The organism is Lysinibacillus sp. SGAir0095 (assembly GCF_005491425.1).
Taxonomy (GTDB): domain Bacteria; phylum Bacillota; class Bacilli; order Bacillales_A; family Planococcaceae; genus Ureibacillus.
In genome coordinates, this window is sequence record NZ_CP028083.1 from 4,009,776 (window position 1) to 4,022,347 (window position 12,572).

12 protein-coding genes are annotated in these 12,572 nt (G+C 37.7%); 1 reads left to right on the plus strand and 11 read right to left on the minus strand.

All coding sequences use genetic code 11. The annotated features are described in order from the left end of the window. Positions 1-52: 52 nt before the first annotated feature. From C1N55_RS19760 to C1N55_RS19785, 6 genes are all read right to left on the minus strand, one after another. Positions 53-2,497 (minus strand): ATP-dependent Clp protease ATP-binding subunit, encoded by a 2,445-nt coding sequence (locus tag C1N55_RS19760; RefSeq protein ID WP_137730364.1) that lies wholly within the window; start codon positions 2,495-2,497, stop codon positions 53-55. Beyond that, the gene (locus tag C1N55_RS19765; RefSeq protein ID WP_137730365.1) at positions 2,487-3,587 is read right to left on the minus strand and encodes a protein-arginine kinase McsB; all 1,101 of its coding nucleotides are present in this window, start codon (positions 3,585-3,587) and stop codon (positions 2,487-2,489) included. The genes C1N55_RS19760 and C1N55_RS19765 overlap by 11 nt, the downstream gene beginning before the upstream one ends. Beyond that, positions 3,584-4,138 carry a UvrB/UvrC motif-containing protein gene (locus C1N55_RS19770; RefSeq protein WP_137730366.1) on the minus strand — a complete coding sequence of 185 codons (555 nt, stop codon included), beginning with the start codon at positions 4,136-4,138 and terminating at the stop codon, positions 3,584-3,586. The genes C1N55_RS19765 and C1N55_RS19770 overlap by 4 nt, the downstream gene beginning before the upstream one ends. 65 nt (positions 4,139-4,203) lie before the next feature. Beyond that, positions 4,204-4,668, minus strand: coding sequence for a CtsR family transcriptional regulator (locus C1N55_RS19775; RefSeq protein WP_137730367.1), 465 nt, complete (start codon positions 4,666-4,668; stop codon positions 4,204-4,206). Between the two features lie 323 nt (positions 4,669-4,991). After that, entirely contained in the window at positions 4,992-5,297 is a 306-nt protein-coding gene (locus C1N55_RS19780; RefSeq protein WP_137730368.1) for a DUF4870 domain-containing protein, read from the minus strand. Between the two features lie 151 nt (positions 5,298-5,448). Continuing rightward, positions 5,449-5,679, minus strand: coding sequence for a hypothetical protein (locus tag C1N55_RS19785; RefSeq protein WP_137730369.1), 231 nt, complete (start codon positions 5,677-5,679; stop codon positions 5,449-5,451). A gap of 237 nt (positions 5,680-5,916) precedes the next feature. On the opposite strand from C1N55_RS19785, the gene C1N55_RS19790 reads away from it, so the two are divergent. Beyond that, positions 5,917-7,227, plus strand: coding sequence for a globin-coupled sensor protein (locus C1N55_RS19790; RefSeq protein ID WP_137730370.1), 1,311 nt, complete (start codon positions 5,917-5,919; stop codon positions 7,225-7,227). A 69-nt stretch (positions 7,228-7,296) separates the two neighbouring features. On the opposite strand, the gene C1N55_RS19795 is transcribed toward C1N55_RS19790, so the two are convergent. The 5 genes from C1N55_RS19795 to adh form a co-directional block, all read right to left on the minus strand. Further along, positions 7,297-7,803: an acyl-CoA thioesterase gene (locus tag C1N55_RS19795; RefSeq protein ID WP_137730371.1), complete on the minus strand. Its 507-nt coding sequence runs from the start codon at positions 7,801-7,803 to the stop codon at positions 7,297-7,299. 114 nt (positions 7,804-7,917) lie between these two features. Next, a complete protein-coding gene (locus C1N55_RS19800; RefSeq protein WP_137730372.1) occupies positions 7,918-9,345 on the minus strand; it encodes an aldehyde dehydrogenase family protein in 1,428 nt (475 codons plus the stop codon). A 78-nt stretch (positions 9,346-9,423) separates the two neighbouring features. After that, positions 9,424-10,398: a DUF4003 family protein gene (locus C1N55_RS19805; RefSeq protein ID WP_137730373.1), complete on the minus strand. Its 975-nt coding sequence runs from the start codon at positions 10,396-10,398 to the stop codon at positions 9,424-9,426. Between the two features lie 135 nt (positions 10,399-10,533). Then, on the minus strand, positions 10,534-10,887 hold the full coding sequence (locus C1N55_RS19810) for a DUF779 domain-containing protein (protein ID WP_137730374.1): 354 nt from the start codon (positions 10,885-10,887) through the stop codon (positions 10,534-10,536). A gap of 40 nt (positions 10,888-10,927) precedes the next feature. Further along, positions 10,928-12,448: an aldehyde dehydrogenase gene (adh, locus tag C1N55_RS19815; RefSeq protein ID WP_137730708.1), complete on the minus strand. Its 1,521-nt coding sequence runs from the start codon at positions 12,446-12,448 to the stop codon at positions 10,928-10,930. Between the last annotated feature and the right edge of the window lie 124 nt (positions 12,449-12,572).

The following is a 12,572-nucleotide window of genomic DNA, read 5'->3' on the forward strand; positions in this document are numbered from 1 at the left end:
AAAAACAGAAGCGGCTGACCGTGAAATCAGTCAACCGCTTAATAGCTTTAAATTATTTAGTTAGCACTGCATTTTTTGGCCTTACGATAAATTCATTATCAGCATAATCGATAACGACACTTTGACCTGTGCTGATTGTACCTTTTAATACCTCTTCAGATAGGCGGTCCTCCACATGTTTTTGCAGCGAACGACGTAATGGACGTGCACCATATTGTGGATCATATCCTTCTTGAGCAATTTTCTCAAGTGCGGCATCTGTAAGCTCCAGCTCAATATTTTGTTCTCTTAGGCGGTTTGTCAAAGATTTCGCCATTAGAGCGATGATTTGTTTTAACTCGTCTTTTTCAAGTGAGTGGAACACAATCATCTCATCGATTCGGTTTAAGAACTCCGGACGGAATGCTTTTTTCAATTCTTCAAGCATAGTGCCCTTCATATCTTTATACTTCGTTGATTCGGCGCTGCCAACACCAAAGCCTAATGATTTTTGATATTTAAGTGCATCAGCACCAACGTTCGATGTCATGATTACCACTGTATTTCGGAAATCTACAGTACGACCTTTAGAATCCGTTAAACGGCCATCATCTAGTACTTGAAGTAAAATGTTGAACACATCTGGATGTGCTTTTTCAATTTCGTCAAGCAATACAACAGAATATGGTTTACGACGAACTTTTTCTGTTAATTGTCCGCCTTCATCAAAACCTACATAACCTGGAGGTGAACCAACTAAGCGAGAAGTTGAATGTTTCTCCATGTATTCGGACATGTCAATTCGAATCATTGCGTCCTCATCGCCGAACATTACTTCAGCAAGGGCACGTGCAAGCTCAGTTTTACCAACCCCTGTAGGTCCCAAGAAGATGAATGAACCGATTGGGCGTTTTGGATCTTTTAATCCTGCACGAGCACGACGGATTGCACGAGAAATGGCTTCTACCGCTTCACCTTGACCTACAACACGTTTGTGTAACTCATCTTCAAGGTTAAGAAGTTTTGCAGATTCCTCTTGAGCAATTTTTGAAACAGGGATTCCAGTCCACATAGAAACCACCATTGCGATGTCCTCTACTGTAACTTCGGACTCTTCTTTCCCTTGTTTTTCCTTCCACGTTTTCTTTGTGGCCTCTAATTCATCTTTAATTTTTTGTTCTGTATCTCTTAATGCTGCTGCTTTTTCAAACTCTTGGCTTGATACGGCTGCATTTTTTTCAGAACGCACACCTTCTAATTTATCCTCTAAAGCTTTTAAATTTGGTGGAACAGTGAATGAACGTAAGCGTACTTTTGACCCCGCTTCATCAATTAAGTCAATCGCTTTATCTGGCAAGAATCGATCTGAAATATAACGGTCTGATAATTTTGCTGCCGCATCAACAGCTTCATCTGTAATTTTCACACGGTGATGTGCTTCATAACGATCACGTAAGCCTTTAATAATTTGAATTGTTTCATCCACCGATGGTTCATCTACTTGAATTGGTTGGAAACGACGCTCTAAAGCAGCATCCTTTTCAATGTATTTACGATACTCATCCAATGTTGTTGCACCAATACATTGTAGTTCGCCACGTGCTAATGAAGGTTTTAAAATGTTTGAGGCATCGATTGCTCCTTCTGCACCACCAGCACCAATTAATGTGTGTAGCTCATCAATGAAAAGAATAACATTACCCGCTTGGCGAATTTCATCCATCACTTTTTTCAAGCGATCTTCAAACTCACCACGATATTTTGTTCCGGCAACAACTGTACCCATATCCAATGTCATCACTCGTTTATCACGAAGCGTCTCAGGTACTTCATTGTTTACGATTTGCTGTGCTAAGCCTTCTGCAATCGCTGTTTTACCAACCCCCGGTTCACCAATTAATACAGGATTGTTTTTTGTACGACGAGAAAGCACCTCGATTACACGAGTAATTTCTTTACTACGACCGATTACAGGATCTAGTGAGCCTTCACGAGCAATCGCCGTCAAGTCGCGAGCTAAACCATCTAATGTTGGTGTATTTACAGATTGAGTAGGATTGCTCGCGTTTTGAGCAGCATCATTGTTACCAAGTAATAAAAGAACTTGTTGACGCGCTTTGTTTAAGCTCACTCCAGCGTTCGCTAATACTCGAGCCGCTACCCCTTCACCTTCACGGATTAAAGCAAGTAAAATATGCTCTGTTCCGATATAGGCATGGCCTAGCTTTCTAGACTCGTCTACTGATAATTCAATGACTTTTTTAGCTCTTGGCGTATAGTGAACAATCGGACCAACATCCTTTGCACCTTTTCCAACCAGCTCTTCAATGCCTGATTCTATAATTTGCGGGCTCACATCAATTGCTTCTAGGGCTTTTGCTGCAATTCCCCCACCTTCACGAATAAGGCCAAGTAAAATATGTTCTGTCCCAATGGATTCGTGTTTCCAACGAATTGCTTCTTCTTGTGCTAATTGCAATACTTTTTGTGCACGTTGAGTAAAACGGTTAAACATCATATCTTTCCTCTCCTTTTTCCAATAACTTTTGATTATTCAAATTTAACTTTTCACGTAATAGTTTTGCTCTATACATATCTCGTTCACTAGCTTGAAGAGTTGTACCTGCATACTGCTGTACAAAGCCTGGTTGTATAAGAATCATGCACTCATTTAATACATTCAATGGGACATCCTTAATGATGCCTACATCAACTCCAAGGCGAACATTTGATAAACAAGAAGCAGCTTCTTCGCTCGTCATGATTCGGGCATACTTTAAAGTACCTAACGAACGATTAAAGCGGTCTTCTAATATTATTCGAGAATTTTTTAATAATGCCTCTCGAGCACCGCGCTCATTTTTGATAATTTGTAACGCGACCTCTTGCAGGTCTTTTAAAATCTCCTCTTCCGATTTACCTAGTGTTACTTGATTAGAGATTTGATAAATATTCCCTAAATTTTCACTGCCTTCTCCATATATACCCCTTACTACCATTCCTAATCGTGCAAGCATCTGTGTAACTACTTTTATTTGTTTAGACATGGTAAGGGCCGGCAAATGCATCATAACTGATGCTCGAAGTCCTGTGCCAACATTGGTTGGGCAGCTCGTTAAGTAACCAAATGACTCATTAAAAGCATAAGGAAGATGAACTTCTAATTTGCTATCTAGCTTATAGGCATTTGCATAGGTTTCTGCAAGCTGAAGTCCTGGAGCCAAGCATTGAATCCGCAAGTGATCTTCTTCGTTTACCATTATACTTATTGCTTCATCATTCGATATATGAACAGAGGCGGACTTCTCTTTTTTTGCTAAAAGAGGACTGATCAGGTGCTTTTCAACTAAAACTTGCCTTTGCAGTGCAGGCATTTCTTTAATGGTAAAATGCGAAAACTTATGGCCCTCAGCTTTAATAGAATTTAACGCTTCGTTAACCATTTCATCAATTTGATGGGCTTCATTTTCTGTAAAGCTTAATGGGAAACGATAACCATCCAAGTTTCTGGCTAAACGAATACGTGTGCTCAAAACAATGTCTGCATCAAGTCCTTTTACATCCATCCATCCTGGTGCACCGCTTTTTAAAAAGTGTTCAAGATTCATGGTGTATCAACACCCCCACGTTCCAACCTACGCTCCATCTCTCGAATCTCATCACGTAAGCCAGCCGCATCTTCAAAACGTTCTTCATGTATGGCTAATTGTAATTGTTCCCGAGTAGACTCTATTTGCTTTTTGATCCACTCGTTATGATGATTCGGCTTTCCAGGTGCTTTTCCGCTATGAGTGGTTCCTGCTTGTATTTTTGTCAGAACAAGCGGAAGTTGTTTACCAAAGGTTTCATAACATTGTGGACAACCAAGCTTCCCTTCATTCAAAAATTTACGAAACGTGAAGCCACACGTCGGACATTTAGCACTTTTTTGAGTAGTTGATTGTGCTTTTTCCTGTGTCCCGCTATTCCAAACAGGTAATCCAAATAAATTAGAAACAAGCTGATGAATTGGAATTTGTTCTTCTTTATGAAAATCTAAATTAAAAGGATGAAAATTTTGTGCACAAACCTCACAATAATGTTTTTCACTTTTTTGGCCATTAACTACTTGTGTTACTGTTACTGTAGCTTGTCGCTCTTTACAGTGTTCACAAACCATGACCTCACCCCTTTTTTAAAAATGTATTTATAATGATCGAGAGCTCCTAATAATTTGAGCCCAAGTTATTTATCGTATTTTAATGTGGTCAACATAGATTGCAGTATATAGGATCTTAACTCGTCTCTAATCGGTAATTGTAGTCGAAGTGTAGACCTATCGATTGCAGCCAGCATTAGTTTTGCTTCGCGTTTTGAGATTACTTGTTCATCGATTAAACGATAAATAATATCTTCTGCCATTGCTTGTGTTGCACCATGATTAATTTGGCTAATCATATCCTCCAGCAAATCAATTCTGGAATGTGCTTTAACACGTAAGATTCGGATATAGCCACCGCCTCCTCGTTTACTTTCAACAAGATAACCTCTTTCAGCAGTAAATCGCGTATTGATCACATAATTTATCTGCGAGGGGACGCATTGAAACTTATCTGCCAACTCACTACGTTTGATTTCAATATGTCCTTGACCACCTAATTCGATAACTTGTTTCAAATAACCTTCAATGATGTCAGATATATTTCTCATTTTTTATTCCTCACCCCAATCACACACTGACTTTGACTATCTTTGACTATATTATATAAACATCAAAATCAAAATGCAAATCAAATGCCCAAGATCAAAATCCCAATTTTCATGCCGAACTACCAGGAATCCTCGAATACAGATTTATGCCTAATAAAATAAAGAGGCAATCTCTTTTCAACATGAGACCACCTCTTTCAAATACGTTTCACAGGAACTTTATTTTAAGAAATAGCCCCAAAAAGTATTTAATAACTACTTTTGGTTCATTTCTTATTATGATGTTAATTACTTTAATCTAAACCCTAATTTTTACAATTGGCTTATACCCAACGTCCAACAATCGGGTAATTCCATTTTTCTTCGTTTAACGCTTTTATAATTCCGATAACTGGAACAACGATTGTCATGATGACGAAGACGATTAAGAACGGAATCCCTATCAAGATGAAGCTAAAGAAGCTGGATATCCCGATTAACAGCCACATCACTACCTGGAATAATAATGCTTGTATAGAAAGTCGCTTAATATCCTCCTCCGTGCTTAATAACCAAAATAAAATCGGCACCAACATCGGAGCAAAAAATGCACTTGCATGGATAATTACTTTTCCCCATTTACTTTCCATCTATCTATCAGCCTTTCTTTTCAATTATGTTTTATTGTATATTACTTTTACGGTTGAATTCCAAAATAGTTTCAACTTAAAATACCCTATTTTAGCAGCTCTTATTATGAAAAAGAAAAAATCCGCAAGTATTAGTTACTTGCGGACAGGATTATTTTGAAGTTTTTTTCTTCATATTCATCGGCTTTGGGTCTGGCTTTTCTTCATCGTCATGCGGGAATAGGATATAAGCTACAAAGCCTGAGAATAATGTAGCCACCACTACGAGTAATACACTATCTCTTGTTGAAACCTCTTGAAAATAGTTTCTTAACATTAAAATTGCCCCAACAGCTACTACCACCATTGATGGAATGACAAATTTAAATCGGCGTTTCTCCATTTTTTAACGTCCTTTACATAATATTATCTATTTGTATTATTTACTTACATTCCTTTGTTACCTAAACACCTCGTATTTTACATGGGATATTTCTAAATTACAAATCGAGGTACATAGAATTATTAAACTATTAATATTTTCTATCGTAACCTCACATCTTTATGGAATATACAAACAGATTTAATGTATCATAGATATAAAGTATCATTTCTATAAAATAGTAGAACGGAGAATATAATGTCTATTTTCAAAAAAAATCTACAAAAACGGAATTCCCGCTATTTCGATGTAGAAAAATACATACAGGAAGTTACATTAAATCTATCTAATTACCCAGATCTTCAGAATCAAGTTCAACTGATTAATTTAACAGTTGAAGACCTAGCTATCTTAAAGCAACTAAAACCTTTAACTGAACAATTTATTCCCGAAATGGTTAATCAATTTTATGACGCACTGATAAAGAGTCATCATCTAATGAGCATTATCAATCAACATTCAAAAATTGAACGATTAAAGGGTACATTAACAAAACATTTATCTGAAATTTTCGAAAGTAAAATCAATGATGACTATGTAAGACAAAGAAATACAATCGCTGCAACACATGTACGTATCGGCCTAGAATCGCAATGGTATTTAAGCTCATTCCAATCATTGACGTCTACTTTTAACAATTTTATAAACGAGCTGGATATTTCAAAAGAAGATTCTCTAAAAGCAATCAATGCTTTCTCTAAAATTATTAATCTTGAACAACAGCTAGTTATTCAAGCTTATGAAGCGGAACAACAACGCATCCGTACACAGGATGAAGCCATCAAAAATGCTTTGATTTCTTCCGTTCAAAATACAGCAGAGGAGTTAAATGCAATTAGTCAAGAAACGACTGCCTCTTTATATGGCATCTCTTCTCAATCAGGAAGTATTGCGGCTGCCACAAAACAAGGATTGGATTTTGTGGCGGATACAGAGGAAAAGTCTAGTTTAGGGAAAAACCATTTAGAGACTCAAACTCAACTGATGCAAGTTATTTTAGAAAGTGTTAATATGCTTGAAAAGTCAATGAGTAATTTGCGTACTTCATCCCAAAAGATTTCAGAGATTGTTGCACTCGTAACAGGTATTGCTGATCAAACAAATTTATTGGCATTAAATGCATCCATCGAAGCTGCACGGGCTGGAGAGCATGGAAAAGGCTTTGCAGTTGTAGCAGATGAAGTAAGGAAACTAGCTGAAGAAACGAAAAGTGCTGTTCAAAATGTCTCTTATTTAATCCATGAAACAGAGACAAATATCAAGCATATGACTAACTCTGTCAATAATGTGGATGATCAGGTACAAAGAAGCGTTCAAACTCAGCAAAGCCTAGAGGAATCCTTCAACTCTATTGCAAAAGCAGTGTCTGGCATTAAAGAGCAATACACAAGTACTACAACTGACATCACAAAAATCTCAAAATTAATTAGTGAGCTAACAGAAAGTGCATCTCAAGTATCTTCTTCTTCAGATTCACTGCTAAATATCGTTCACGAATTAACTGAATAAAGTTTTAAATAACCATATAGAAAGAACCTTCTAAAAAGTTATATTAGTCTATTTAGAAGGTTCTCTTATTTATTCAAGATTTTCTAATAGCTTCCTACGTGCCATCGTATTTTGCCTTTTAGCTTGCCGCAATTCTCTACGAGCCGACCCCGTTTCGAAAAGCTGACGTTCTCGATCGGTTTCCGGGTAAACCTTCGGGACTTGTATCGGTTTTCCTGATTCATCTACAGCCACCATTGTGACAAATGATTCCGTCGTTAGCTTTTGCTCACCAGTCATGATGTTATGGGCCATAACCCGGACGTAAACTTCCATCGACGAGCGTCCAGTAGATGTGATCATAGCTTCTAATTCAAGAATATCCCCCTCATAAGCAGGTGATATAAAATCAACCGAATCAAAGGAAGCTGTAACAACCTCTGACTTGGCATGTTTCATAGAGGTGATAGCAGCAATCTCATCAATAAAAGCTAGAACTTTCCCACCAAAGATGGAATGATGATGATTTGTATCTGGTGGTAATACAAGGTGTGTCTGAAAAGAACGAGAATAACTTATCGGCACTTCATTTGTCATATAGACCCTCCACTACTTCTCTTCGATGATAATACTGTTTACACTGTTTGATACATGAAAGAGTCAAACCACATTAACTTCATTCAGTTTAAATTTCTCAAGTACTAAATCAAATTATATTGTAGTTTTAATCGTAATAAACTTCAAATCTGTCATTTCTTCAATTGCATATTTAATGCCTTCTCTTCCGTATCCACTATTTTTAACCCCACCATATGGCATGTTATCAACTCTGAATGTTGGAATATCATTAATCACAACAGTTCCTGCTTCCATTTCTTCTGCCGCCTTCATAGCATCAGTCAAAACATTTGTAAAAATCCCTGCGTTTAAGCCCAAATCTGAAGCATTGACTAAAGAGATTGCCTCATCCAACGTTGAATAAGGTACAAGTGACACAATAGGTGCAAAAGTTTCTTGGCAAACTACTTTCATATGAGGCTTTACATTCACCATGACTGTTGGTTGTAATGTCCTTTGCGTAAACTCTGCACCTGTGGCTACTTTTGCCCCTTCGGATTTTGCCTCTTCAATCCATTGTTTAATTCGTTCAAGTTCTTTTGGATTAATCATCGCACTAACATCCGTTGAAGGGTCAAGTGGGTCACCTAATTTAAGCTTTCTTGTTTTTTCTATAAAAGCTTTAGCAAATTCATCATAAATCGAGTCATGCACATAAACTCTTTGTAGGGAGATACAAACTTGTCCTGCATATCCAAATGCACCGGCTACACAGCGCGAAATAATTTCATCTATAGGTGTACTTGGCTCGACAACTACTGCAGCATTAGAGCCTAATTCTAACGTAAGTTTACGTAGTCCCACTTTTTCTTTTATTTTCAATCCAACTGCACCACTACCTGTAAATGTTACTTTTTTAACAAGAGGATGGGTTACAAGTGAATCACTTAACTCACTGCCAGAGCCTGTAACAATTTGAAGCACTCCATCCGGTAATCCCGCTTCCTTGAATACTTCCGCCATAACAAGTGAAGTTAATGGCGTTTGTGTAGCAGGCTTCAATACAACGGAGTTTCCAACAGCAATTGCTGGCCCTAATTTATGGGCCACCAGGTTAAACGGGAAGTTAAATGGTGTAATGGCAGACACAACACCAATTGGAACCCTTTTAGTATAACCAATCCGGTCTTTCGTTCCTGGAGCAGCATCTAATGGAACAGTTTCCCCCGTAGATTGTTTTGCTGCTTCAGCCGAGAATTGATACGTTGCGATTGTTCTGTCTATCTCTGTTAAGCTAGCAGACAATGGTTTTCCCGCTTCCAAAGCTAAAATTCGCGCGAACTCTTCTTTTCGTTCACGCATAATCTCTACTACTTTATATAAAATTTCTGCCCTTTCATAAGCAGTTGTTTTCTTAAAAGATTGAAATGACTTATGTGCCCCTTCAATCGCACGTTCCACATCTTTAACAGAAGCCTTCGCTACCTCTGCAATAACTTCTCCAGAATAAGGTGCAGTTAATGAATAAGTTTTTTGGGCATTTTCCCAATTTCCATTAATCCATAATTTTGTTTCTTCCAACCGAAAACAACCTCCTCTAGCCTTCTTATTCTATTGTATCACTGTTGTCCAAAACTCACTCTTATGTAAGATTAATGATTAGTTAAAAAAATCGAATACATCCGAAATTCCACCTGATGGAATGATGGAACCTAGCTCTAAGACAAAGTCGACAATATCAAATAAAGTTAAGATGCTTGTTAAACCTGAAATATCAATTAAATTATGCACCTCAACTAAATCATGAACAATCTTTTGAATGGCTACAATCAATGCATAGTCCTTGACGTTTTTAAAAATCTTCTGCCCCATTAACTGATTATGTAAAGAAGTAAGTTCGTTTATTTTTGAATTATCTGTTGCAGCTAAAGCTAAAACACCCAAATAAGGGTAATGAAGTTTTTTCACTTTTACGCCTCGTTCTATCAGTTCTTCCCTTAGCTTCACAACATATTCCAACATAATTTTATTATAATCTTCACTATACACAGTCATGATTTGTGCTAGTGCCTGTAAGTGGTTTCCCATTGTAAATTGATTATTTCTTAGGTTGCTGTAGTACTTCATTATCGTATCTGCTTGAGTTTTTGGTTGTACATTCGAGTTTGCTGTTAAAAAAACAGCATATGGAATATCTTCTTTGGACGTTAAAAACCGTTGATTTCGGTTCATTTCATCATATAATTGCTTTGCTCTTTGTGCATGCTCCAGATTACTTGGCTGTAAAAATAAAGCTCCTACTATTCGATGTGGTGTCTTTTTGAATTTGACTTGATCTAATAGTAGGTCATTCGCTATGATGTGTTTGATTTCCTTGTTCCTATCCTCCTGTTGTAAGAGGTGGAAGGCTAATTTGTAGCTTGTATTCGACTCCAATCGTGTCGGTAATGCCTTCTCTCCACTTTCTTGAATTTCTTCTATTATTTTTTGTAGAATGACTCCACTAAATTGTTTTTGAGCAAGTGTATATCTGCATGCTAATGAATGCATTAGCTGAATGTCATGACCACCGGTATAATTGAAAAGACGATTATAATTGTCTTGAAACGCCTTTATGAATTGCTCTTCACTCATCTAAATCACTCCCATCATTAACTACTACTTTTCTCGGGAAATAGTTTCATAGAAAACTTAACTAAAGAACTATTTGCAGATTAAATCAAAAAAGAGGTTCCCTGCCAGAATATTCTAGCAAAAAACCTCCCACCTTTATATTAGTTGTGCTAACTCTTCTGATGTAAAAGCTCTAGATCTAGTAAGAAAACGTTTCCCCTCGACACCCTCTAACGAAAACATTCCTCCTCGACCTTCCACTACATCAATAATGAGCTGCGTATGCTTCCAATAATCGAACTGGCTTTTGTGCATATAAAACTTGGCTCCACCTATCTCACCAAGTAGAATATCGGCATTCCCAATGATTAGATCTCCTTCTGGGTAACACATCGGCGAAGAACCATCACAGCAACCACCCGATTGATGGAACATGATTGGACCATGCTTGTCCTTTAACTTTTCAATCAATTCAAGTGCGGCATCGGTAGCAGTTACACGTTGAACCACATGAGCCCCCCTTTACTAAAAAAACGCGCCTTATTAAGAATTAGAAGAATCCAAGTTTGTTAGGACTATAGCTTACTAGTAGGTTTTTCGTTTGTTGATAATGCTCTAGCATCATCTTGTGATTTTCACGGCCTACGCCAGACATTTTGTAGCCTCCAAATGCAGCGTGCGCTGGGTATGCGTGATAGCAGTTTGTCCATACACGACCCGCTTCAATACCTCGACCAAAACGGTATGCAGTATTCATATCACGTGTCCAAACCCCTGCACCTAAACCGTAAAGCGTGTCATTTGCAATTTCCAACGCTTCTTCTTTTGTTTTGAACGTTGTAACTGCCACAACAGGACCAAAAATTTCTTCCTGGAAGATACGCATACTGTTATCCCCTTTAAATACAGTTGGCTGAATATAATAGCCATCTGACAGGTCACCTTCTAAAGCATTACGATCTCCTCCTGCTAGTACCTGTGCCCCTTCTTGTTTTCCGATATCTAAGTAAGAGAGGATTTTTTCCATTTGCTCAGAGGAAGCTTGGGCACCCATCATTGTACTTGGATCTAATGGATTTCCTGTTTTAATTTCTTCAACTCTTTTTAACGCACGCTCTATGAATTTATCGTAAATTGACTCTTGAATTAATGCACGTGATGGACAAGTACATACCTCTCCTTGGTTAAGTGCAAATAATACAAAACCTTCAATTGCTTTATCTAAAAATTCATCATCTGCATCCATTACATCTTCAAAGAAGATATTTGGTGATTTCCCACCTAATTCAAGTGTTACAGGAATAATATTTTGTGAGGCATATTGCATAATTAAGCGGCCAGTTGTTGTTTCACCAGTAAACGCAATTTTGCCGATACGTGGGTTAGAAGCAAGTGGTTTTCCAGCTTCTAAGCCAAAACCATTCACAATATTTACAACACCTGGTGGCAATAAATCTTCAATTAGCTCCATTAATACCATAATGGAAGTTGGTGTTTGCTCTGCTGGTTTTAATACTACGCAGTTTCCAGCCGCCAATGCTGGTGCTAATTTCCAAACAGCCATTAGTAGAGGGAAATTCCAAGGAATGATTTGCCCTACTACACCAATTGGCTCATGGAAGTGGTATGCAACCGTATCATTATCAATTTGGCTCAATCCGCCTTCTTGTGCACGAATGGCACCTGCGAAATAGCGGAAGTGGTCAATAGCAAGTGGTAAGTCAGCATTTAAAGTTTCACGAACTGCTTTACCATTTTCCCAAGTTTCCGCGACAGCCAGCTTTTCTAAATTCTCTTCAATTCGATCTGCAATTTTATTTAAAATATTAGCACGCTCTGCAACGGATGTTTTTCCCCAAGACTCTTTTGCTGCATGCGCTGCATCCAACGCCAATTCAATATCCTCTTCAGTTGAACGAGCAACCTCTGTAAATGCTTTCCCTGTAACTGGTGTCACATTTTCAAAGTATTGACCTCTAGTAGGTGGTGTCCATTTACCTCCGATATAATTATCATACTTATCCTTAAAATTCACTACTGCACCTTCTGTGTTTGGAAATGCATAAGCCATTGTTAATACTGACATAATTATAGTCTCCCCTTTACAGCTATTAGTCTTCCTATACCTTTACACCAGAGTATCCCAATCTAATAGAAAAGGTATTTAATAATATATATTGTTGTAGTTGCAAGAA